Here is a 24,988-nt window from a genome sequence, read left to right as displayed (position 1 = left end):
ATTGCGAAAGCTTCGGGCTATTAGTATCACTTGGCTATGGTATCTCTACCTTTACACCTATGACCTATCAACGTAGTCATCTTCTACGACCCTATAAGGAAGTCTCATCTCGTGGCTAGTTTCGCACTTAGATGCTTTCAGCGCTTATCTATTCCCGACGTAGCTACCCAGCCGTACACCTGGCGGCATAACTGGTTCACCAGCGGTCAGTCCATCCCGGTCCTCTCGTACTAAGGACAGATCCACTCAAACTTCCAACGCCCACAACAGATAGGGACCGAACTGTCTCGCGACGTTCTGAACCCAGCTCGCGTGCCACTTTAATGGGCGAACAGCCCAACCCTTGGGACCTTCTCCAGCCCCAGGATGTGACGAGCCGACATCGAGGTGCCAAACCTCCCCGTCGATATGAGCTCTTGGGGGAGATCAGCCTGTTATCCCCAGAGTACCTTTTATCCTTTGAGCGATGGCCCTTCCATACAGAACCACCGGATCACTATGTCCGTCTTTCGACCCTGATCGACTTGTTGGTCTCACAGTCAAGCGGGCTTATGCCATTGCACTCCACGTACGGTTACCAAGCGTACTGAGCCCACCTTTGAAAGCCTCCGTTACCTTTTTGGAGGCGACCACCCCAGTCAAACTACCCACCAAACAATGTCCTCGGCTAAACCGAGTTAGAAACCGAATACAGAAAGGGCGGTATTTCAAGGTTGATTCCACGACTCCTAGCGAAGCCGCTTCAACATCTCCCGCCTATCCTACACATCCTGTATCCAATTCCAATGTTAAGCTATAGTGAAGGTTCATGGGGTCTTTCCGTCCCGTTGCGGGTAATCGGCGTCTTCACCGATACCACAATTTCACCGAGCTCATGGCTGAGACAGCGCCCAGATCGTTACACCATTCGTGCAGGTCGGAACTTACCCGACAAGGAATTTCGCTACCTTAGGACCGTTATAGTTACGGCCGCCGTTTACTGGGGCTTCGATTCAATGCTTCTCTTACGATGACATCCCCTCTTAACCTTCCAGCACCGGGCAGGTGTCAGGCCTTATACTTCATCTTTCGATTTTGCAAAGCCATATGTTTTTGCTAAACAGTCGCCTGGGCCTTTTCACTGCGGCTTCTCCATCGCTGGAGGAAGCGCCCCTTCTCCCGAAGTTACAGGGCCATTTTGCCGAGTTCCTTAGCCATGATTCACTCGAGCACCTTAGGATTCTCTCCTCGAACACCTGTGTCGGTTTGCGGTACGGGTTTTATATACCTGAAGCTTAGCGGGTTTTCTTGGAAGTCTGATTACCTGCACTATCAGCGCCGCCGAAGCTTTGCTGTACTATCGTGTTTCAGCACAGTCTGCGGATTTGCCTACAGTCTGTATACCTACGCACTTCAACGAACTATTCCGTCAGTTCGCGGCAGTGTCACTACTCCGTCACCACATCGCAGTATATAAAAGTACGGGAATATTAACCCGTTGTCCATCGGCTACCTCCTTTCGGATGCGCCTTAGGCCCCGACTAACCCTGATCCGATTAGCGTTGATCAGGAAACCTGGTTCTTTCGGTGGGCGGGTTTCTCACCCGCCTTATCGTTACTTATGCCTACATTTGCTTTTCTATAATCTCCACAATAAGTCACCTCACTGCTTCTCCGACGATAGAATGCTCCCCTACCAGACATACATCTTTCAGTATGAATCCATAGCTTCGGTAATACACTTGATGCCCGTTTATTATCCACGCCCGGTCGCTCGACTAGTGAGCTGTTACGCACTCTTTAAATGAATGGCTGCTTCCAAGCCAACATCCTAGCTGTCTGGGCAACCGGACCTCGTTAGTTCAACTTAGCGTATATTTAGGGACCTTAGCTGATGGTCTGGGTTCTTTCCCTCTCGGCCTTGGACCTTAGCACCCAAAGCCTCACTGCCGGCCATATCTTGTAGCATTCGGAGTTCGTCTGGATTTGGTAGGATTTGACTCCCCCGCACCCAATCGGTAGCTCTACCTCTACAAGACTCTATGCCGACGCTGTTCCTAAAAACATTTCGGGGAGTACGAGCTATTTCCCAGTTTGATTGGCCTTTCACCCCTACCCTCAGGTCATCCGGAAACTTTTCAACGTTTATCGGTTCGGTCCTCCATTACATGTTACTGCAACTTCAACCTGCCCAAGGGTAGATCACAAGGTTTCGCGTCTACCTCATCCGACTATGCGCCCTATTCAGACTCGCTTTCGCTTCGGCTGCGTCGCTTAACGACTTAACCTTGCCGGACAAGAGTAACTCGTAGGCTCATTATGCAAAAGGCACGCCGTCACGGAATAAATCCGCTCCGACCGCTTGTAAGCACACGGTTTCAGGTTCTTTTCACTCCCCTGTTCGGGGTTCTTTTCACCTTTCCCTCACGGTACTAGTTCACTATCGGTCTCTCAGGAGTATTTAGCCTTACCGGATGGTGCCGGCAGATTCAAGCAGGATTTCTCCGGTCCCGCCCTACTCAGGATACCACTATGCTGTCATTCTTTACCTGTACGGGGCTATCACCCATATCGCGCAGTTTCCCACCTGCTTCCAGTTCATAGCGACAATACAATGTCGTGGTCCTACAACCCCATAATTGCCGTAACAACTATGGTTTGGGCTCTTTCGTGTTCGCTCGCCACTACTTACGAAATCATTATTATTTTCTCCTCCTACGCTTACTTAGATGTTTCAGTTCGGCGCGTTCGCGTATTATACAACTAGTCTTCTACTAGCTAGGTTGCCCCATTCGGAAATCCACGGATTAATTCACATATGCTAATCCCCGTGGCTTATCGCAGCTTATCACGTCCTTCATCGCCTCTGAGAGCCTAGGCATCCCCCGTGTGCCCTTTGTTACTTTCTTCAAATCCTCTTTCCGCTTTTGCTCGGAAGGGACGATTTTTCTATACAACTCCGAAAAGTTGCACAGATATGCTCTGTTGTTTCTTTTCTTGTGTCTTCTTTCTCTCAATATGTCAAAGAACGTTTTTCCTGTAGATATATATACTATATCGCCGTTTCTAATGTGCCTATATACTATATATTACCACTTGGAATAGTGGAGAATAACGGAGTCGAACCGTTGACCCCCTGCGTGCAAGGCAGGTGCTCTAGCCAGCTGAGCTAATTCCCCATCGTGTAAGATTGTGTTTGGTAGTCCCGAGCAGATTTGAACTGCTGACCCCTACATTATCAGTGTAGTGCTCTAACCAACTGAGCTACGGGACTAGCTTTATATATCTCTTCTCGGGTGATACTACCTAACCGTATATCTTTAGATATAGGGTGGGTGCTGTATTTCCTTCTTGTGTGTTCTATCTTTAATGTATTTAAAGTAATGTCATGTGCGTGGTAAGCAATACGTTTCCGCATCTCTAGAAAGGAGGTATTCCAGCCGCACCTTCCGGTACGGCTACCTTGTTACGACTTAGCCCCAATTATCGGTTTTGCCCTAACACGCTCCTTGCGGTTACATGCTTTAGGCACCCCCAACTTTCATGGCTTGACGGGCGGTGTGTACAAGGCCCGGGAACGTATTCACCGCGTCATTGCTGATACGCGATTACTAGCGAATCCAACTTCACGGGGTCGAGTTGCAGACCCCGATCCGAACTGTGACCGACTTTTCGAGATTCGCATCCTGTTGCCAGGTAGCTGCCCGCTGTATCGGCCATTGTAGCACGTGTGTAGCCCCGGACGTAAGGGCCATGATGACTTGACGTCGTCCCCACCTTCCTCTCCGTTTGCACGGGCAGTCTGTTTAGAGTCCCCACCTTAACGTGCTGGCAACTAAACATAGGGGTTGCGCTCGTTGCGGGACTTAACCCAACACCTCACGGCACGAGCTGACGACAGCCATGCAGCACCTAGTTTCCTGTCCCGAAGGACTGATCTATCTCTAAATCATTCAGTAACTTTCAAGCCCGGGTAAGGTTCCTCGCGTATCATCGAATTAAACCACATGCTCCTCCGCTTGTGCGGGCCCCCGTCAATTCCTTTGAGTTTCACTCTTGCGAGCGTACTCCCCAGGTGGATAACTTAACGCTTTCGCTAAGACGCTAACTGTATATCGCTAACATCGAGTTATCATCGTTTAGGGCGTGGACTACCAGGGTATCTAATCCTGTTTGATCCCCACGCTTTCGTGCATCAGTGTCAATCAATGCTTAGACAGCTGCCTTCGCAATCGGTGTTCTGAGACATATCTATGCATTTCACCGCTACTTGTCTCATTCCGCCATCTTCAACATAATTCAAGCTATTCAGTATCAAAGGCACTGCATCGGTTGAGCCGATGTCTTTCACCCCTGACTTAAATAGCCACCTACGCACCCTTTAAACCCAATAAATCCGGATAACGCTTGGATCCTCCGTATTACCGCGGCTGCTGGCACGGAGTTAGCCGATCCTTATTCTTACGGTACATTCAGCTTCCTATACATAGAAAGGGTTATTCCCGTACAAAAGCAGTTTACAACCCATAGGGCAGTCATCCTGCACGCGGCATGGCTGGTTCAGGCTTGCGCCCATTGACCAATATTCCTTACTGCTGCCTCCCGTAGGAGTCTGGTCCGTGTCTCAGTACCAGTGTGGGGGATTCTCCTCTCAGAGCCCCTAGACATCGTAGCCTTGGTAAGCCGTTACCTTACCAACTAGCTAATGTCACGCGAGCCCATCCATATCCTATAAATATTTAAATACATTAACATGTGTTAACGTATTGTTATGCGGTGTTAATCCGAATTTCTTCGGGCTATCCCCCTGATATGGGTAGGTTGCTCACGCGTTACGCACCCGTGCGCCACTCTCAAATCGGGTAGCAAGCTACCCTCAGATCCCGTTCGACTTGCATGTATTAGGCCTGCCGCTAGCGTTCATCCTGAGCCAGGATCAAACTCTCCATTGTAAAATGAATTGTTCGACACCTAACTATTTATATAAAATAATTAGAAATTGTCTTTTTTTAATATCTAATCCGGAATCGTATTTTTTATTCTAGCTTTCTCATTTTCTTATTCCGTGACTTTCGCCGCCTCATTAGAATCTAATTAAGCTAAACTACTCACCACGCATCATGATCATTTCTTTAAAGAACTTGCTCGCCGCCGCATCGCGCTTTGGCCTTTATGTTTTACTCTTTCGAGCTTAACGTTTCATTTTGTTGCCCTTCCTCTCGGTTGGGATTGCAAAGGTAGGAATCTTTTCTGAACTTCCAAATTTATTTTGAAAATAATTTGAAGATCTCCCCGCTCCGAAAATCAAAATTATCATAGCCTAAACCATCATAAACCCTCTTTTCTATCTTTTCAACATCGTTCCTCCCTTGCGGAGTGGTGCAAAGGTAGAATAAAATTTCGCACCCCAAAAACATTTCTAACTCTTTTCTGTTTAACAATACCTAACTGCCTTATTTGTAGAGAGATTTTTTTTAAAGAAAGTCTTTATAATTCCTCCTCCATCTCATCATCGAAGAGAATCCGGTAAGCTGGGGTTTCGGTATCTTGATGCTGCCCTGTGCTATTAGCCCAGAAAAAAGCGCCTAAAAATAGTAAAGCAACCAAAGCACTACAACCAATTAATAAAAAAATAATACCCATGAGCTCTAAAAATTAAAGCAGTTTGCGACGCTTTGCTAACCAACGCGTGCTTAAACTGGTAAACGAAATAATCGTGACGGTACTTAGCGGCATGAGAATAGCAGCAAACAAAGGCGACATCGTTCCCTGCACCGCAAAGCTCAAACCTACTATATTATATAAGATAGATATTCCGAAACTCAGGCGTATCACCAACACGGCATCCTTCGCGAAACGAAAGAAGTAAGGCAGCCGATCAAAGTGCGCCCCATCGAGTATCGCGTCACATCCTGGTGAGAAGTTGTTGATATCATCACTGACGGCGATACCCATATCGGCCTTTCGCAAAGCACCAGCATCATTCAACCCATCCCCTATCATCGCCACTAAGCGACCATCTTGTTGCCAGTTAGCAATTCTCTGGAGCTTATCGCCAGGATGCTGATTGAAGATTAAGCTCGCTTGATCCGGAAACAGCAACGTCATTTCCGAACGGTGTCTTTCATTATCCCCTGATATTAAGTGCAACGTGTACTCTTGCGATAAATCTTGTAAAACTGTGTCTAAGTTAGGTCTCCAGGATTGTTCCACTTGAAAAAAACCTTTTATTTCTCCATCAATTTGCACATATACTACTGTACCTTCTGCATGCACTTTTGCACCCACATGGCGCGCACTTCCCGCTTTCAGTAGTAATCCGGCACAGGTCGCTGTGATTCCTTGACCCGCTATCTCCTCAAAAGCACTCACTTCTCTATATTTTTTCTGAGCGAGGTATTGCACGATTTGGCGACTTAGCGGATGCGAAGAATGCCGACACACAGAAGCTAGGGCGATGGATTCATCATCAGTTAGCGGACCTTGCCACCGCATCCGCGCGGAGGAAGGAGACGAAATGGTACCCGTTTTGTCAAATACGAGGCAATCAATCGCAGCCATTTGCTCAATCACAGCGGCATTCTTAACGTAGAAACGATTCTTATCCAAAATGCTCAACGCTGCCGATAAGGTGAATGGTGAACTTAATGCCAACGCACATGGACAAGCAATGATCAGCACAGCGGTCAATGCCGCCCAAGCATGGTATGTATCCCCTACCAGCCACCAATACATCCACGCCACCAAGGCGATCAGCACCAAACCAATCGTGAAATATTGGCTGATAAAGCCAACGAAAGTGCGGTATTCCTTCGGTGGCGCTTCTTCGTGATCATTGTTCCACAATCTGGTGAGGTAACTTTGAGACACGGGCTTCATGACTTCCAGCTCCATCGCCTCTCCCATTTGCCGGCCACCGGCATAGATCATTTCCCCTAATCCTTTGTGCACGACCGTTGATTCGCCGGTAACGAAACTAAAGTCGACCGCGCCCTCTCCTTTGAGCAAGATGGCATCAGCCGGAATAATTTCTTGATGTCGAATCCAAATCCGATCTCCTACTTGCAATTCTGCCAATGGCACCGACCGTTCGGCTCCGTTATTCAACACCGTTACGGCAACCGGAAAGTAAGAGCGATAATCGCGTTCGAAAGAGAGATGGTGGTATGTACGCTGCTGAACCCAACGACCAATTAGTATAAAAAACACCAAACTACAGAGCGTATCGGCAAAGCCGGGACCAGTATGCATCAATACTTCATAGGCCGTGCGCAAAAATAAGACTAGAATCCCTAATGCCAAAGGCACCTCTAAATTCAAACGCCCCTGTTTCAGACTATGGCAAGCGGAGCTGAAATAGCCGGATGCGCTATATAAAAACACAGGCAGCGCCAATAGTAGATTGAGGTAACCAAAATAGTGGGAAAACTCTTTTTCAAATGCAGACATGCCAAAATAATCTGGAAAGCTCAGCATCATGGAGTTGCCGAAGCAAAAGCCCGCCATCGCTATTTTGGCAATCAAGCCCCGTTGGTCTACTTTTTTATTTTCTTGCACCACATCTTGCAAGGTGATTTTGGGCTCGTATCCTATGGAGGTCAATAAAATCACCAATTCGCGTAAGCTAATACGATGTTGATCGAATACGATACTAGCCTGCTTTTTCATAAAATCGACTTGACCGCGCGAAATCCCCTTATGGATACGGTAAAGATGTTCCAAAAGCCAGATACAGGAACTGCAATGAATCGCTGGAATGTAGAATGTAATAATAGATCGCTGCTCATCCATATAGTCTAGCAACTGTGCCCTGATCTTCGGCTCGTCCAGATAGCTTAGATCAGCGGTATGGTTATCGCGTTGAGATTTCCCAGGATGCGTATTATACTTATAATAGCTATCCATCCCATTATCGTACATGATTTGATAGACGGTCTGGCAACCTAAGCAACAAAACTGTCGGCCATCGAGCAGATAAGGCGCTGGACCAAGACTATCCCCACAATGATAGCAAGCTTGGTCGATAAGTAATTCGGGAGGCATGGGGAATCTGTTTTATGGTAATAATCTATACGGCTTGACTAAATCTAACCGGTAAAACATCGGCTTCTTGATGCAAATATTCATCAAAAGCGGTACATACATTTCGAATGAATGCCTTCCCTAATGGTGTTGCACGGACTACATGATCTTTCACCCGTACCAATCCATCGGCTCGCAGGGAGCGAAGACGTTTCATAATTTCTGCATTCTTATGCATATCTTTTGGGTCTAGCACAACCTTTTCGCGACACATCATCTCTAAGATATAGCGTCGAGATTGCTCGTCATCTTTGGACAATATATGTCCGTGCAAGACGGGCAATTCGTCTTGATCTAGTAGTCGATAATACTCTTCCACCGTTTTGACATTTTGTGCGTAAGCCGACCAGGCATCGCTAATGGAAGAGACGCCCAAACCGATCAAGATCGGTGTATAGCTATCCGTGTAACCCATGAAATTGCGGTGCAACTCCCCATTCTCTGACGCCAGCAATAAGCTATCACCTGGCAAAGCGAAATGATCCATGCCGACTTCCTTATAGCCTGCATCCACGATCATGCCTTTGCCCAATTTATACAGATCCATCTTTTCTTTGCCTACTGGTAGATCCTTTTCGCTAAAGTGCCGCTGACCGGGTTTGATCCAAGGCACATGTGCATAACTATAAAAAGAGATTCGCTCTGGCGTCATGGAAAGTGCAACGGTAATGGTTTCAAACACTGAATGCAGCGTTTGTAAAGGCAAACCATAAATCAAGTCGAAGTTGACCGATGTATAGCCGATAGCACGTGCCTGCTCCATCACAGTTTTCACATCTCCTACACTTTGCTTACGGTTAATCACGCGCTGCACTTCGGGATCAAAATCCTGAATACCCAAACTAAGTCGTCGAAACCCTACATCATACAATACCTGCAGATGCTCTATCGATGTGTTGGCTGGGTGTGCCTCGAAAGAGAAAGCAGGATTGGCATCAAGCATATTCCCATCTAACACCGCATCGATGAGCTGCCGCAAATTTTCTGGCGCAAAAAACGTTGGCGTACCGCCTCCAAGATGTATTTCCTTGATATGCAATGGCTGGACACCTAAAACTGACCGATACATTTGCCATTCTTTGATTACCGCGTTGATGTAAGGCGATTCTACTTGGTGATTTTTGGTAATGCGGGTATTGCAACCGCAATAGGTGCATAGGCTTTCGCAAAATGGCAGGTGTATATAGATACTAATACCTTGCGCGCGGTCACGTGCAAAGTTTTCTTGCAACTGACCGATCCAGCCTGATGTACTGTAACGCGCGGTATCCCAACATGGCACGGTGGGATAAGAGGTGTAGCGCGGAGTCGCTACATTATATTTGTCGATCAATTCGCTGAGGTTATCGGACATCGTGCGCTCCTCCTTCCTGCAATGCATCAGCGCTTTTCTTCGCGCAATCCATGCGGCATTGGCAAGCTTTTCCGGCGCAGCCGCCCACCATCCAATTGGTCAGATTTTGTACTACTTGCGTAGCGATGCCGTAGGACGTTTGATCGTCAAATGGCGTATTGGCTACGTGCATGCGGAGTATGCCAGCAGCCGAAAGATCGATATGCGATGTAGATGTGGTACGCGTAATGATACTTCTCACACCAAGATGGTACAGGTTTACTAACGCTTGCTGATCTAACACATCCCGTTCCGATATCACGATCACTTCTTTGCCATTTACAAAATGCATGGTATCCATCGTCAATGGATTAGAGATAAATGTAAAATCATGAACTTTAGAATTGGCTTTGATGAGCAGTTCTTTCTCTTGCTCCAATATACTGTATGCTATAACTCTCATATCTTTCTTCGGTGTTTGCAGATGATAAAACAACTACGAACAAAGATACCGGACACGAGTAGGCAGCCTCATGCACTGCATCAGCAAAAAATATGATCTTCGTCACCTATTGGCAACGGGTTCAGAAAGTCTAGTGTTTGATACGATGAAGTTTTTGTACCGACTTGACGACAATGGAATTACCTTCTTTGCTAATCAATTTCTCGTCTTTAAAATCAGCCAGCATTCTACTAATCGTCTCATTGGCCGTGCCGGCCAATGCCGCGAGATCCTCGCGGGAGATACGGATCGTACATTGATCTTGCTGCGGAGCAGATTTTTCGGCCACCTCTACCAGCGCATTGGCGACGCGCTTACGCACCGTATCGTAAGCGAAGCCCAACATTTGCTTCTCTTTCGCTTGCACATTTCCAGAAAGCATCTTAATCACTTGCGCTGCCAAAGCAGGTTTTCGGTACATCAGCTCGAAGAAATCTTCTTTGGGCAGCAATGCAACTTCGGCATCTTCTAGCGCCACTGCATTGTCACTATACGTACTATTGAGTAATGGAGATTCGTACCCAAAAAGTCGTTTTTCGGTAATAATCGCCGTTGAGAGTTCTCGACCATCCACATAGCTCAAGAAGGTACGCACTTTACCTTTTATCACATAATAGATGAAATAAGGCACGTCACCAGCTTCGTACAACAGTTGTTTTTTCTTGACACGCTTAATGCGTGCTTCTCCGACCATCTGATCTAAGAGAATTTCCTGAGCAATATCTTCCTGCGGCTCGTTGGTCGCATGCGCAGCGAGTTGACTTCTCTTTTTCAATCGCACCTCGATGGCGTTGAGCAATTCGATATCATCAAAAGGTTTAGTCAGGTAATCATCAGCGCCCATTTCCATCGCCTTCCGGATATCCGACCGTTCGGTCTTTGCCGTTAGGAAGATAAAAGGGATGTCTTTCGTGGTGGGATATTTCCCCAACATATAAAGCACACCATAACCATCCAATTCAGGCATCATGATATCACACAATATAATATCCGGCACATGCTCTAAGGCAAGATCTACTCCTTCGCGACCATGAGCGGCCGTGAATACATGATAGTTGCCCGTTAGTTCCAATATTTCGGCCGTGCCCTCTCGGATTTCCAAATGATCTTCAATGATCAGGACCTTTTGCTTATGTGATGCCATGTTATACTTTACTTGCAGAAAAAGTCATACTAAAAGATGCGCCACTATGCAACTCAGACCAATAACTCAGCTTGCCGCCCATCAGTTCTACATAGCGCTTTACGATATTCAGACCCAAGCCCGTACCGGGAATGCTTCCTGTATTGTGTGCTCGAAAAAACGGTTCAAACAAATTCTGCTGCTCTTCCTGCGGAATACCTATTCCATTGTCTTTCACGGTGATGGCGCAAGATTGCCCATTTATTTCGGTAGAAAACTCAATATAAGTATCTTCCCCAGAATACTTTATCGCATTGGAAATCAGATTGATAACACTGCTTTTTATTAGGTGCGGATCCAACGCAAACGAACCTTCGGAACCGGTGTGTTGGTAGACAATCAATTGATTTTTTTTGCAGATCAACTGCATCTCTTCGGTGATTTCCTCGGCCAACTGCACCACATTGACCAATTGCTTATCTACACGCACTACGCCAGCCTCCAACTTCTCTAAGGAGAGAAAGTCATTGAGAATCGTATTCAGCAATTGAACCGAACCTTTAATCCGTGCCGTATGCTTCGCTACAGCTTCGTGATCTGGCTTTTGCATGTATTTTTCGATCAGCGAAGCGGAAAGTTGCATCGAACTAAGTGGCGTACGAAATTCGTGTGATGCCATCGATACAAAACGAGATTTGAGCTGATTCAGTTCCTTCTCTTTTTCGAGTGACGTGCTCACCTCCTGTTTTGCTTCCTCCAATTGCGAAACGAGATTTATCAAGTCTTTAGTCCGGTCGCGCACCTTCTCTTCCAGTTCTACAGCATATTGCCGAAGTTGATCTTCGGCGGCCTTTTCCTTGGATAGATCGTGGATAAATCCGGTGAATATCTTCCGATTCTGATAAAACACCTCATTTACCGCTAGGCGAAACGGAAACGTTGTACCATCTTTCTTGCGGCCTAATACTTCGCGCCCTAATCCAATAATCTTAGCATGCCCCGTACGTTCATAATTTTGAATGTAGGAATCATGATTACCGCGATCAGGTTCTGGCATGAGCATCCGAATATTTTGCCCCACCACTTCTTCTGCGCGATAACCAAACAAGGCCAATGCAGCAGGATTGATCGATTCGACCAAGCCACGATTATCGATGGTAATAATACCATCGATAGCGTTGACGATGATGGCTTCTAATAGTTTTGCGTTATCCAAAACAAAAGATTACTTCACTAATTTTTTATATTTAATACGCTGTGGCGCTATATCACCTAGGCGCTTTTTGCGGTTTTCTTCGTATTCGGTATAGTTCCCCTCGAAGAAATACACTTGAGAATCACCCTCGAATGCCAAAATATGCGTACAGATTCGGTCTAAAAACCAACGGTCGTGAGAGATCACGACAGCACAGCCGCCAAAATTCTCTAAACCTTCTTCTAGCGCGCGTAAGGTATTCACGTCAATATCATTCGTCGGCTCATCCAGCAGCAGTACATTCGATCCTTTTTTCAAGGTAATGGCCAAATGGACTCGGTTACGTTCTCCTCCAGATAATACGCCCACTTTTTTTTGCTGATCTGCTCCGTTGAAATTGAACTTAGAGACGTATGCTCTGGAATTAACGGGCTTATTACCTAGATTGATATTTTCATTACCATCGGTAATGTTTTCCCAAACTGATTTTTCTGCATCCAGATCGTGGTGCATCTGATCCACATAGCCTAAGGCGACTGTTTCACCGACTTTAAATGTACCTGTATCTGGTTGTTCTTGACCGGTGATCAAACGGAATAACGTGGTTTTACCTGCACCGTTAGGACCAATAATACCGACGATTCCTGCCGGAGGAAGTGAAAAACTTAGGTTCTCAAACAAAATACGATCGCCATAAGATTTAGAAATCTGATCGGCTTCGATCACTACATTCCCCAGACGTGGTCCTGGCGGAATGAATAATTCCAATTTCGCTTCGCGATCTTGTGTTTCTTCCGAAGCCAATTTCTCATAGTTATGAAGACGTGCTTTTGATTTGGCATGCCTGGCCTTTGGTGCCATACGCACCCATTCGAGCTCACGCTCCAAAGTTTTTTGGCGTTTGGTTTCCTGTTTCTCTTCTTGTGCCAATCGCTTGGCTTTTTGATCCAACCAAGATGAATAGTTCCCTTTCCAAGGAATACCTTCTCCGCGATCTAATTCTAAAATCCATCCCGCTACATTATCTAAGAAATAACGATCGTGCGTTACCGCGATCACCGTTCCTTGATATTGTTTTAAATGTTGTTCTAACCAGTCAATAGACTCGGCATCCAAGTGATTCGTCGGCTCGTCGAGCAACAAAACATCGGGCTCTTGTAGCAACAAACGACAAAGTGCCACACGACGGCGCTCACCTCCTGACAAATTGGCAATTACTGATTCTGGGTCAGGACAACGCAACGCATCCATAGCACGCTCCAGCTTGCTATCCAATTCCCAAGCATTGCTCGCATCAATTTTATCTTGCAACACTCCTTGGCGTTCCAGCAATTTATCCATCTCATCGGCATTCTCATATACCTCGGGAAGACCAAATTTTTGGTTGATTTCTTCGTATTCAGCTAACACGGCTACGGTTTCCGCAACGCCCTCTTCTACTATCTGGCGAACCGTTTTTTCTAAATCTAACTGCGGTTCCTGCTCCAGATATCCAACCGAATATCCAGGTGAAAAGACCACCTCGCCCTGCATGGATTTGTCCAACCCAGCGATGATCTTTAAAAGAGAAGATTTACCCGAACCATTCAACCCGATAACTCCGATTTTGGCACCGTAAAAGAAGGATAAATAGATATTTTTGAGTACTTGCTTAGATGGCGGATAGACCTTAGAGACCCCTGCCATCGAGAAGATTATTTTTTCGTCTGACATAGCAAAATTGTAACTTATTTCAGACAAATATAGCGATTTGAAGTCAATTACTGCCATTTTGGTCACCGACGGCCGGTGGCGCGATTGTTGATAAATTTATTGAAACATTAACGTAAAGGTTATTTGTAATTTTACTTACATTTACGATAGCACAAAAATTAGAAAGGTTTATAGATGGAAGCTAAATTTTCACCACGAGTAAAGGATGTGATCTCGTATAGTCGGGAGGAAGCCCTGCGTCTTCGCCATGATTATATCGGTACGGAGCATCTTTTATTGGGATTGATACGTGAGGGGGATGGTGTAGCAATTCATGTTTTGAAAAACATTGGATTGGACATGGCCGCCGTGCGTGAGTCAATAGAAGATGCCGTAAAAGGATCTTCAATGTCTCGCACACCTATTAGCAGTGTACCGCTAACGAAGCAAGCAGAAAAAGTTCTTAAAGTCACGTATTTAGAAGCTAAAATCTTCAAAAGCGATATTATTGGCACAGAACATTTACTGTTGGCTATACTGCGCGACGAAGACAATATCGCCTCACAAATATTGAATAAACATCAGGTTACGTATGAGCAGTTCAAAAATGAACTTGCCCAGAACAAACCTGATATCACTAGCGAAGCAGCTGGCACGCCTCCGGGTGACGACGATTTTGCAGATGATGATGCGCAATTTGCACAGCCGAAGAAGGTATCGGATATAAAGTCTAAAACGCCGGTTTTAGACAACTTTGGCCGCGACCTCACCAAGGCTGCAGAAGAAGGAAAACTAGATCCAATTGTTGGTCGTGAGAAAGAGATCGAACGCGTATCTCAGATCCTGTCGCGCCGGAAAAAGAACAATCCGATTCTCATCGGCGAGCCGGGCGTCGGTAAATCTGCGATCGCCGAAGGATTGGCACTGCGCATTGTACAACGCAAAGTATCACGTGTACTGTTTAACAAACGCGTGGTCACACTGGATCTCGCTTCTTTGGTAGCTGGTACGAAATACCGTGGCCAATTTGAGGAGCGTATGAAAGCCGTGATGAACGAGTTGGAAAAATCACCGGATGTGATCTTGTTTATTGATGAGATTCATACCATTGTCGGCGCAGGCGGCGCTTCTGGTTCACTGGACGCATCCAATATGTTCAAGCCAGCACTGGCGCGTGGAGAGATCCAATGTATTGGTGCCACCACACTGGATGAATACCGTCAATACATTGAGAAAGATGGGGCATTAGACAGACGTTTCCAAAAGGTCACCGTCGAACCAGCAAGTCACGACGAAACAATCGAAATCCTCAACCGTATTAAAGATAAATACGAAGAGCATCATAATGTGGTGTATACGGATGAAGCGATCAATGCCTGTGTGTCACTGACCACACGTTATATTACCGATCGTTTCTTACCAGATAAAGCTATTGATGCCCTAGACGAAGCGGGATCACGAGTGCATCTGACGAACATTCACGTCCCACAGACCATTATCGATATCGAAGAGAAGATTGAAGAGGTTAAGGTAGAAAAGAACAAAGTTGTCCGTAGTCAAAAATACGAAGAAGCAGCAAAGCTAAGAGATACCGAGAAAAAGCTGATCGAAGAGCTGGAAAGTGAAAAAGCGGCTTGGGAAGAAGAAACTAAAACAACACGCCATACCGTAACGGAAGATAACGTGGCCGAGGTGGTGGCGATGATGACCGGTATCCCTGTACAACGCGTTAGCCAGACAGACAGTCAGAAACTGCTCAACATGGGCGACTCGATGAAAGGTCGTATCATTGGGCAAGACGAAGCGGTACAAAAACTAGTGAAAGCTATCCAACGTACACGCGCTGGACTGAAAGATCCTAAAAAGCCAATTGGTTCATTTGTATTCTTAGGTCCTACTGGTGTTGGTAAAACGGAGTTGGCTAAAGAGCTCGCACGTTTTATGTTTGACACAGAAGATGCCTTGATCCAAGTAGACATGAGCGAATACATGGAGAAATTCGCAGTTTCTAGATTAGTAGGTGCGCCTCCAGGATATGTAGGTTACGAAGAAGGTGGTCAATTGACCGAGAAAGTACGTCGTAAACCTTATGCAGTAGTATTGTTGGATGAGATCGAGAAAGCACATCCAGATGTATTCAACCTATTGCTGCAAGTGTTAGACGAGGGACAGTTGACCGATAGTTTGGGTCGAAAAGTCGATTTCAGAAACACGATCATCATCATGACCTCTAACATAGGTGCAAGACAATTGAAAGAATTTGGTCAAGGTGTAGGTTTTACTACCTCAGCCAAAGAGAATCAAGCAGATTCGCACTCACGTGGTGTTATCGAAACCGCTTTGAAAAGAGCATTTGCGCCAGAGTTCTTGAATCGAATTGATGATGTAATTGTGTTCAACTCCTTGTTGAAAGAGCATATCTTCAAGATTATCGATATCGAACTAAGAGCCTTATTCGGAAGAATTTCTGATCTCGGACACACGATTGAACTTTCTGACGACGCGAAGAATTACATTGCAGAGAAAGGATATGATTCTAATTTTGGTGCCAGACCTCTCAAACGTGCTATTCAAAAGCACTTGGAAGATCCGATCGCTGAGGAGATATTGAAAGGTAAGCTAAAAACTGGTGAAACCATCTTAGTGGAATTCGATAAGGAGAAGTCGGAAATCATGGTTTCTTCAAAGGAATCTTCTGCTACAGAAGATGATGATGTAAAATCGGACAAGCCGGATAAGAAAAAATAGAAGACCTTATCATAAAAAAAGGAGCGTTATAAATAACGTTCCTTTTTTTATGGCAATATTTTTGTTAGAACTGTTTAAACCCTGAATACTTAGGTAAGTCTTATAGAGAATTACTTTTACCTATACAGAGATAACATAGCAATACATTTAAAAAACAAATAACTCATTATGAAAAGAATTCTATTAGCCTTAGTGATAGCATCTGCTACTATGCTGTCCTTCAACTCCTGTACAAAAGAATATATTACGAACAACAATATGCTTCCAGGTGTAAGTTATGTTTTCGAAAATGTTAGTAATTGGACCCGTCAAGGAACTAGTGACACATTTTTTACAGACATTGCAATAGCGGACTTGGATGATAGATATTTTCAGGATGGTCATGTGACAGTGTCTCTTCAAATAGTTGATGAACTACAGGGCAATCGGTTAGTTTATGAAATTATCCCATCCCTGGTAGGAATTTACAACTATAATGTTAATTATAGTGTAGGAAGAGTTCGCATTTATGCTGAGTACTTGGGTGATCAGGCTACGCCTGTGGCGCCGGGACCTCAGGTAGTAAAAGTGGTTCTTACAGATGCCGAAATCGGAAACTAAGATTCTAAGTAAAACAGGGTGATGTGCATTGGTAATAAATGCACATCACTTTGTCACTTAAATATTTCTATTTATCTTAAATCTGGCATTATCAGAAGATTTACAAAATCATTTGGTCCTCCAATATAATACAATTTCGCATTATTAGGCGCCAATGCAGCTCCCCTACTGCCCATATTTTGCATGATTATAGGGTCTGAAAAATAAAAGGAGTACTCCCCAAGAAAGTCTGACTTTTCACTATAACTAAAAAAGAACTCTTGAGAACTAGTTCTTTTGCTACTGGAGCCGAAATTTAAACCAATATTACTCAAATTTAACCCAAAATTCGTAGCAAATTCTGCCGAGTTTGTAAACTTTTCAGTCCTTGTTGACTCACCGTCTACTTCATGAATTCGAATTTTCCAACCAAACGCAACAGATTCTAAATTCCAAGGTAATATTTCGATATTTAGATTATATGGTTTTGTCGGTATTCCTTCAAGTGTATACATATTGAATTGAGACCCATTAACTAAGCGAGTATTCAAAGTAAACAGATCATTTGGATTTATAGAAAAAACTTTAGTCAAGTTACCACCAACACCATCTTTTGAATTTATAACAAAATCAATTTGAAATTCAAAATCGCCCTCCGTCCAAAATCTTTTTCCATCTAATCCTTCACGTAAAAATGGATCTTCCGGATCATCCATCATTTTTCGCAATCCAGATTCAGTTATTTGAATCTGTTTAATAAATTCCTTATATCTAGAGATCTGAATGCTCCTGTTGTATTTGTTTTAGTCAATCCAAAATACACGTGATCTCTTTGCCAAGTTGTCTCATCAGTACCCATTTCTTCAAATGCTGACTTTAAAACTGCAAAATCAGCATAACTTTTAGGATAACCCATAGTTAAACCTTGCGGGTTGTTACGGCCTCCAGGTTGTGTAGGATTTGGGCTAACTCCTCTATCAGCGGTCTTCCTCAAATTAATGCTCGCTTTTTTGGAAAGATTCGATTTCGTTCCATCAAATTCATTGTACGTAAAACCATAACGACGATTATTCAATGTATGCGCTGCCGATCTACTGTCAGTTTGCAATGTAGCGGGCTGATTATTTATCAATTTAATTCTTTCATTCGCCTTAATTACCACTACCGGAAACCCTGGAATAAGCTTATCATCACTACGAAATGGCTCATCATTATCAGGACGATGATAAACAAACTCTCCACCTTTTGAAAAACTAGATGTAACAAGGGGAACTTCTGTGTCAGGCTGCCAACCCTCAGCAGAAAAACCACTTGGCAAATTTGGTACTAACATTGTTAATAATGGTAAACTAATCTCAATCATATCGAGCAACTCAGATTTTCCGGCATGTTTCACTAATTTGTCACGGAAAGTCTCTCCATTTGAGACAATTTCATCTCTGACAAAAGGATAGAATACTTCAAAATCTTTGTTCACTTTCTTTAACACTTCGGCCTTCAAGAACTCCCGAACATCTTGGTCTTGCATAGCTATCGAAAGGACTCGTGCAAAAGAATCTTGATATGCCTCAATTGACAATTTTGCATATCCATCATCCAACACTGTTGGATCATTTGAAATCTCAGATTGTTTGCAACTACCCAGCATCAATAATACACTAAAAAATTGCAATAATAATTTTGTCTTTTTCATGATTTTTGTATTTAATTATTTTTAGATGTATGCATAATTATTCATCAATGATAGCATTAATTATAAAAGTAAAATTCAAAAAAAATAAATATATTTAATTAAAACAACTAATACACTTAAAAGAAATACTAAATATTAATAAAATACCTGCAGTTGTTATAATTGTAAAAAAAATGAAATTCGGATTGACATAATATATATCTGAAACCTAAATATCTTGGTGACACTGCCTATTGAGTTACGACCCACATGTTTGAAAAATAAATGATATTTCCTTTAATAATTACGATAGCTTTCAGATTATCACACGCTACCCTGAAGGTTTTTTTATGCAGAAAGAATAACATTTACCCTTTAATATTAATTTATTAATATATGATTAATTTTTCTCGTCGAAGTACAAATATATATAGCAAAAAAATGCTAAAAAACTCACACTAAACACATTAAAACGAAATAAATTTTGAGTACTTTGCGGTAAATACGATCATTCCAAGACCAATTTTTATGAGTATTATTAATTTTGAAACTGCCACATTCAAGGAATTTGAAAACATTCCGGATCAAGATCTAGCCGCTACCACGAAGCTTTTTAAAGAGTTTACAGATTACATGGAAACCAACGAGCAAATGAACTTTCGCTTCATTACACAGGGATCCGGCCCAGAAGTCATTGTAAGTTCGCCATTCCTAAAAGAACCAACCTCCTGCATTAGCCTCGTATCCAACGACTACCTAAACTTTACGCAGCATCCAAAGGTAAAGCAGGCCGCTATTGATGGCATCATGAAGTATGGCACTGGCGCAGGCGCATCTCCTTTGATTGGTGGACATCATGAATACCACGTCATGCTGGAAGACAAACTATCTGCCTTCTTTAACAAACCAAAAGGCAGTAGTATCGTCTTCACAACAGGATACACTGCTAATAGCGCCACTCTATTAGCGCTATTAAAGCCAGAAGACTGTGCTATTGTGGATATGGAAGTACATGCCAGTGTCTACGAGGGTTTGCTAAACACCAACACCAAACGCTTCCCACATAATAGTATGGTACATCTTGAACGTGCCTTGGCAGACACCAAAAACACGCATCGAACTCGCTTAGTCATCATTGACGGCGTTTATTCCCAAAACGGCGACTTAGCAAAATTAGATGAAATCAAGGCTTTAGTAAAATCATATGGTGCTTATTTAATGGTTGATGACGCACATGGTATCGGCGTGTTAGGAGAAACAGGCCGAGGTGCCATTGAAGTTTATGATGCATTTAATGATGTGGATATTATAGCAGGAACGCTAAGTAAAGCATTTGGACATATCGGCGGGTTTATCATTGCTTCAACTGATATTGTCAATTATTTACGTTATCAATCTCGACAACAGGTTTTCTCTTCTACGTCTACACCAGCAACCTATGGTTTGCTTAAAGCGATTGATTTAATAGACGAAGAGCCCCATTGGCGAAAACAATTAGCGGAAAATGTAAGCTACTTCCGAAACGGACTTTTGACACTAGGAGTTGATATCGGGACGAGTGCGTCGCCTATCATCCCTATTAAGATAGGTGATCCTCATCGAACTGCTACCATTGCTCGACTGATGTTACAAGCGGGAATATATGCTAATTGCATCGTTTATCCTGGCGTAGCGAAAAAAGACGCTAGGATTCGTACGAGCTTGATGGCAACGCATACAAAAGCACATTTAGACCATACCTTAAATGTGCTAGAAGACATAGGAAAGAAAATTAGCTTGCAAAAATTAAGATAAATGAGTTTATTTCTTTTCGATTACGGATATAAATAACTAGTTTTGAACAGGTAGACAAGTAATAATGGCTAAACAACAAAGAAAAACTTACCGCGGCGTAAAAAACGATAAAGAGCGGACAATGGGAAAGCTAGTCCAAGCTGTCGGAGCTGTTCTCGAAGAAAAGGGCTACACAGGGCTTACTATTGCTAATATCTCTAGAAAAGCAGGTGTAGATCGTAAATTGGTAACCTTGTATTTTGGTTCTGTTGAGAACCTTGTGGAGACTTATATCAAAGATAAAGATTACTGGGTGGCCGCTACAGTGGGCGCCATGGAATACTTTGGGCATTCCCCTAAAGAGGGTTCTAAAGGGTTTTTAGAGTCTCTATTAACGAACCAAATGAAAGAGTTCGCCAACAATCAAGAAATGCAAAAGGTAGTATTATGGCAGATTAGCGAAAATAGCGACATCATGTCCAAAGTTACTCAAGAGCGCGAAAAAATGAGCGCTTTGTTCTTTGCTTTTGCCGATAGAGAGATTGGTCCAGATAAGTTAGATTTACGCGCTATCACTAGTGTATTAGTCGCTGGAATATACTATTTGGTATTACATTCGAAGAATACCGATAGCCTTTTCTGTGAAATTGACCTCACAACTGAGGAAGGCATGAAGCGGATTGAAGATGCTGTCAAATTAATCCTTAAATTGACGTACGATAGCGTAGATATCATTCCGCCCGTATCTGCAAATTAGGGCTGTATCTTAGTGAGACAACAAGCTCACCAAATTGGCTTTACCCCATAAAAAAGGTCAACTTCATTACTGAAGTTGACCTTTTTTGAGTCTGTATTACGTTTTATACTATTTCTGTACAAGTACCACTTTCGTAAATTCTGAATCCGACGGAGCTACGGCAGATCTGAAGCGATGCACCAACTTTCCGTCCGCATCAACTACAAACTTTTCAAAGTTCCATTTAATATCACCGGTGAAATCTGAATTGGGCGCCGATGTTAAGTACTTAAATAGTGGTGTTGCCTTATCCCCCTTCACATCCACCTTTTCAGACAGGATAAAAGTCACGCCGTAATTCTCTTCGCAGAAAGCTTGGATATCTTCATTTTCATCCAGCTCTTGTCCGCCAAAATTATCTGATGGAAAGCCAATGATCACCAATTGGTCACCATGCTGCTCATGCAATGCCTGCAAATCTTTGTATTGCTTCGTAAACCCACACTTGGAAGCCGTATTAACCAACACCAGTGTTTTACCTTTGAAAGACGAGAGCTTGATCTCTTTTCCGTCAATTGTCTTGATGCTATAATCGTATACACCATTATTCAATGGCATAAGCATCGTAAAAACCAATAACATCTGTAACATATCATTAAAATCTAAATGTAAAAATCAATTTATTCAAATTCCGCACCATAATTGCCCATAGCTAAAGAATTATCCATCTCCCTACCAATGACAAATTCATAAAGCGGCTTGATCGGACTTTTCAATATACGCCCTACTTTCACACCATGTAACTCACATACATCTCGTAGTTGCATATCGAAGTGGAAAGCCACGCGCCCTACAAAATTACATTCGTGATCTGCGTAATTGGGATACGTCATGATATGCGTACGAACGAACTCATCAAAACCGTTGCGGAGCAAGGTATCTATGTAGGAGTTCAGCCTATTTTGATCCATAAATGGGACGAAAGATGCTAAATACGCATTCGGTCGATCTTTTTGATAAACGTTTTTGACGACGACTTCTTTGGTCACGTGGTATTGCTCTTCAAATAACTTAGCGACATCCCGTGGCATATTGCCATACAAGAAATCCATAATCAATTGTTTACCAAACCAAGCACCTGATCCTTCATCACCTAACACATAGCCATTACCATGCAAACTAGGTGATAAATATTCGCCGTCATAAAAGCTCATGTCGGATCCCGTACCTATGTTGCAAACAATGCCTTCTTGCGTTCCGAGCGTAGAATAAGCCGTGCCCATCAATTCGGTTTCTACAGATATAAAGGCATCAGGAAAAATGGCAGACAGCGCATTAGAGACTATTTCGCGTCGATCTGGAGTAGAACATCCAGCGCCGAAAAAATAAACTTCGTGTACCTCCGAGATATACGGAATGATTTCTGGCACCTCACCCAACACACGAGCAATCTCCTTCTCACTTACAAAATATGGATTCAATCCTTTCGTCCGAAAAGACAAAGGATCACTATCTGGTAAATGTAACATCCATTCCGAACTCGACGACCCACTATCTGCTACTAAAATCATAATTTATCACTGCTGTTCACTACCTCAAATATACTATTATTCTCCCGAATTTGTTTTAGCAGCTTGCAAAGCAGACTCGATAATTTGACTATAGAATGCCGTTTCTGTCATGCCGAATGCACGTACTTGTTGTGGAATAAAGCTCTGTGCAGTCTGCCCGGGAGTGGTGTTGATTTCTATAAAATAAAAAAGACCAGTCTCTTTTTGCAAAAAGAAATCGACCCGTACCATACCGCGACAATTTAGCTTACGATACACATCTTTTATAATGCGAGCACTAAGCGCATTTTCATCTTCGGTAATATCGGCCGGTGTGATTTCTTCTGTCAGCCCAGGAATGTACTTCGCTTCGTAATCGAAAAATTCTCGGGTAGTAATAACTTCCGTGGCAGGTAATACGACTAAGTCGCCATCGGCATTTCGAAAAATACCACGCGAAAACTCGCGACCTTCAATAAATTCTTCGACCAACACCTGCTGTCCCGTATGCGCTGCATCATACGCTTTCGCTATACCGGCATCCAACTCCTCTAGCGTTTTAACTTTCGTCATCCCGATACTGCTACCCCCTGCATTGGGTTTCACAAAAAATGGCAAAGATAACTTTTCCTTCACTTGCTGCGCCGCAGTTTGTCGATCTCCACCAAACAGCAGAACCGAATCAGCCAAATGCATCTCCGCAATATCCGCCAAAACCGCCTTTGTATAACCCTTATTCATCGTCAAAGCAGACGTGAGTGCATCGCAACTGGTGTAAGGCAGTCCGATCATATCAAAATATCCCTGCAACCGTCCGTCTTCACCAGGGCTACCATGCAAAACAATAAAAGCAAGATCAAAAGTAATGAGGTGATCATCCATAGATAATGAGAAATCATGTCTATTGATATCGAACTTCAAACCAGCATCATTAACATAAAACCACTGATCGCGCATGATTGATATAGGATATACTTCATAGCGATCCTGATCTAATTTGGAGTGCACGAATGCTGAACTTTTAAAAGAAACTTCGGCCTCTTCTGTATATCCGCCCGTGATAAGAGCTACTTTTGTCCTCATATTTATTGTCTGATAAAATTCATCTTAAGCAACAAATATAACTACTTTACGCTATTGTGAATAGGCCTATCATGCAATCATATTACAATTATCCCAGCAAGCACAGCATGATCTCCATCCTCACTTGCAAAATTCCAATTTGCGAGATTAGTCCCCGAAAGGCACACGCTAGATTCGCTTCTATTCTACCGTTCGATTTGAAACACACTAACGACACCATTATGATAGTGCTCTGGCAAACCACGCGTGTTAACGAGTTTGGTGACCCCTAAAAAATCAAATCCACATTTTTCATAGTGTGCTATTAGTTTGGAGTTCTCACCCACTGTATCCAGTCTAATATATTTCTTTCTGTTTGTGTCGGCATATCCTTCAGCCCATCTTACTATTTTCTTTACAAAATTATTGCCTCTAAAATCAGGATTAGTTGCAATCCGATGAATGTAGACTGACGGCTCATTATTGCGCTCTGCCCATATTTGCAGGTCGCTGAATGCAGTTGCCCAAATACAAGCGATCTTTCTATCAATAGTTAATTTCCACTGCCGTTGTTCTAAAATTTCTGTTTCAATAAGGGATTTTTCGAAATCCGGCCAATGGGAGCTATACCTCGTTTTCTGAAAATCAGTTGCCACTTTGTAAAGCCTAAATATTTCGTGCGTGTCGCTGTTGTTACAATTTTAAATATCTGCTATCATCTTATTGTTGTTTTAACGTATAAATGTGCACAGTGTGATTAGTAGATATCAGAGCACAACCAACCCATCATTCTGTCCTCGTTACTGGATGAAAAAAATGATCCATAGCAAGTTCAAAATAAATCGTAATTAACAAGTAGTTACGTAGTAACATTTGCTAAATACTGCATTTTTCTTGAAAACAAAAACCTAATACACAATAAAATAACGACAAAATACATTTTTATTAACTTAAATAATATT

General features: G+C 43.2%; 17 protein-coding genes, 2 tRNA genes and 2 rRNA genes. 4 read left to right on the top strand and 17 right to left on the bottom strand.

The genetic code is table 11. The annotated features are described in order from the left end of the window. Position 1 precedes the first annotated feature (1 nt). The 11 genes from AC3IRT_RS05250 to ettA form a co-directional block, all read right to left on the bottom strand. Positions 2-2,888 (bottom strand): 23S ribosomal RNA (locus AC3IRT_RS05250). Positions 2,889-3,084: 196 nt separating this feature from the next. Then, a tRNA-Ala gene (locus tag AC3IRT_RS05245) sits at positions 3,085-3,158 on the bottom strand. A gap of 18 nt (positions 3,159-3,176) precedes the next feature. Next, positions 3,177-3,253 (bottom strand) — tRNA-Ile (locus AC3IRT_RS05240). Positions 3,254-3,403: 150 nt separating this feature from the next. Beyond that, a 16S ribosomal RNA gene (locus AC3IRT_RS05235) occupies positions 3,404-4,931 on the bottom strand. Together the 16S and 23S rRNA genes with 2 tRNA genes alongside form the textbook arrangement of a ribosomal RNA operon. 535 nt (positions 4,932-5,466) lie before the next feature. Beyond that, positions 5,467-5,622, bottom strand: a complete 156-nt coding sequence (ccoS, locus tag AC3IRT_RS05230) for a cbb3-type cytochrome oxidase assembly protein CcoS (protein ID WP_489395379.1) — start codon at positions 5,620-5,622, stop codon at positions 5,467-5,469. Between the two features lie 12 nt (positions 5,623-5,634). After that, positions 5,635-8,022: a heavy metal translocating P-type ATPase gene (locus tag AC3IRT_RS05225; protein ID WP_489395378.1), complete on the bottom strand. Its 2,388-nt coding sequence runs from the start codon at positions 8,020-8,022 to the stop codon at positions 5,635-5,637. 25 nt (positions 8,023-8,047) lie between these two features. Beyond that, positions 8,048-9,442, bottom strand: a complete 1,395-nt coding sequence (gene hemN / locus AC3IRT_RS05220; protein WP_489395377.1) for an oxygen-independent coproporphyrinogen III oxidase — start codon at positions 9,440-9,442, stop codon at positions 8,048-8,050. After that, positions 9,405-9,857, bottom strand: coding sequence for a lactate dehydrogenase (locus AC3IRT_RS05215; protein ID WP_489395376.1), 453 nt, complete (start codon positions 9,855-9,857; stop codon positions 9,405-9,407). The genes hemN and AC3IRT_RS05215 overlap by 38 nt, the downstream gene beginning before the upstream one ends. 130 nt (positions 9,858-9,987) lie before the next feature. Next, the gene (locus tag AC3IRT_RS05210) at positions 9,988-11,040 is read right to left on the bottom strand and encodes a response regulator (protein WP_489395375.1); all 1,053 of its coding nucleotides are present in this window, start codon (positions 11,038-11,040) and stop codon (positions 9,988-9,990) included. A 1-nt stretch (position 11,041) separates the two neighbouring features. Further along, positions 11,042-12,235, bottom strand: a complete 1,194-nt coding sequence (locus AC3IRT_RS05205; protein ID WP_489395374.1) for a PAS domain-containing sensor histidine kinase — start codon at positions 12,233-12,235, stop codon at positions 11,042-11,044. A 9-nt stretch (positions 12,236-12,244) separates the two neighbouring features. Then, positions 12,245-13,927: an energy-dependent translational throttle protein EttA gene (gene ettA, locus AC3IRT_RS05200; protein WP_489395373.1), complete on the bottom strand. Its 1,683-nt coding sequence runs from the start codon at positions 13,925-13,927 to the stop codon at positions 12,245-12,247. Positions 13,928-14,101: 174 nt separating this feature from the next. Between ettA and AC3IRT_RS05195 the strand changes: the two genes are divergently transcribed. Both AC3IRT_RS05195 and AC3IRT_RS05190 read left to right on the top strand, forming a co-directional pair. After that, positions 14,102-16,654: an ATP-dependent Clp protease ATP-binding subunit gene (locus AC3IRT_RS05195; protein WP_489395372.1), complete on the top strand. Its 2,553-nt coding sequence runs from the start codon at positions 14,102-14,104 to the stop codon at positions 16,652-16,654. A 168-nt stretch (positions 16,655-16,822) separates the two neighbouring features. Continuing rightward, positions 16,823-17,254: a hypothetical protein gene (locus AC3IRT_RS05190; RefSeq protein WP_489395371.1), complete on the top strand. Its 432-nt coding sequence runs from the start codon at positions 16,823-16,825 to the stop codon at positions 17,252-17,254. Positions 17,255-17,325: 71 nt separating this feature from the next. Here the strand turns inward: AC3IRT_RS05190 and AC3IRT_RS05185 are convergent, their stop codons facing one another. Continuing rightward, positions 17,326-17,952: a hypothetical protein gene (locus AC3IRT_RS05185; protein ID WP_489395370.1), complete on the bottom strand. Its 627-nt coding sequence runs from the start codon at positions 17,950-17,952 to the stop codon at positions 17,326-17,328. A gap of 20 nt (positions 17,953-17,972) precedes the next feature. After that, positions 17,973-18,926, bottom strand: coding sequence for a hypothetical protein (locus AC3IRT_RS05180; RefSeq protein WP_489395369.1), 954 nt, complete (start codon positions 18,924-18,926; stop codon positions 17,973-17,975). Between the two features lie 507 nt (positions 18,927-19,433). On the opposite strand from AC3IRT_RS05180, the gene AC3IRT_RS05175 reads away from it, so the two are divergent. Together AC3IRT_RS05175 and AC3IRT_RS05170 are read left to right on the top strand one after the other, a co-directional pair. After that, positions 19,434-20,699: an aminotransferase class I/II-fold pyridoxal phosphate-dependent enzyme gene (locus AC3IRT_RS05175; protein WP_489395368.1), complete on the top strand. Its 1,266-nt coding sequence runs from the start codon at positions 19,434-19,436 to the stop codon at positions 20,697-20,699. A 121-nt stretch (positions 20,700-20,820) separates the two neighbouring features. Then, positions 20,821-21,435, top strand: a complete 615-nt coding sequence (locus AC3IRT_RS05170) for a TetR/AcrR family transcriptional regulator (RefSeq protein ID WP_489395367.1) — start codon at positions 20,821-20,823, stop codon at positions 21,433-21,435. A gap of 108 nt (positions 21,436-21,543) precedes the next feature. On the opposite strand, the gene AC3IRT_RS05165 is transcribed toward AC3IRT_RS05170, so the two are convergent. From AC3IRT_RS05165 to AC3IRT_RS05150, 4 genes are all read right to left on the bottom strand, one after another. Further along, complete coding sequence (locus tag AC3IRT_RS05165; RefSeq protein ID WP_489395366.1) at positions 21,544-22,065, bottom strand: glutathione peroxidase; 522 nt, start codon at positions 22,063-22,065, stop codon at positions 21,544-21,546. Positions 22,066-22,094: 29 nt separating this feature from the next. Then, positions 22,095-22,985, bottom strand: coding sequence for an N-acetylglucosamine kinase (locus AC3IRT_RS05160; RefSeq protein WP_489395365.1), 891 nt, complete (start codon positions 22,983-22,985; stop codon positions 22,095-22,097). A 36-nt stretch (positions 22,986-23,021) separates the two neighbouring features. Then, the gene (locus tag AC3IRT_RS05155) at positions 23,022-24,047 is read right to left on the bottom strand and encodes a D-alanine--D-alanine ligase (RefSeq protein WP_489395364.1); all 1,026 of its coding nucleotides are present in this window, start codon (positions 24,045-24,047) and stop codon (positions 23,022-23,024) included. Between the two features lie 185 nt (positions 24,048-24,232). Then, positions 24,233-24,682 carry a GNAT family N-acetyltransferase gene (locus AC3IRT_RS05150; protein WP_489395363.1) on the bottom strand — a complete coding sequence of 150 codons (450 nt, stop codon included), beginning with the start codon at positions 24,680-24,682 and terminating at the stop codon, positions 24,233-24,235. Positions 24,683-24,988 lie beyond the last annotated feature (306 nt).

This window comes from Sphingobacterium sp. KH_072 (genome assembly GCF_057837975.1).
This window is presented reverse-complemented; position numbering and strand designations above follow the sequence as displayed.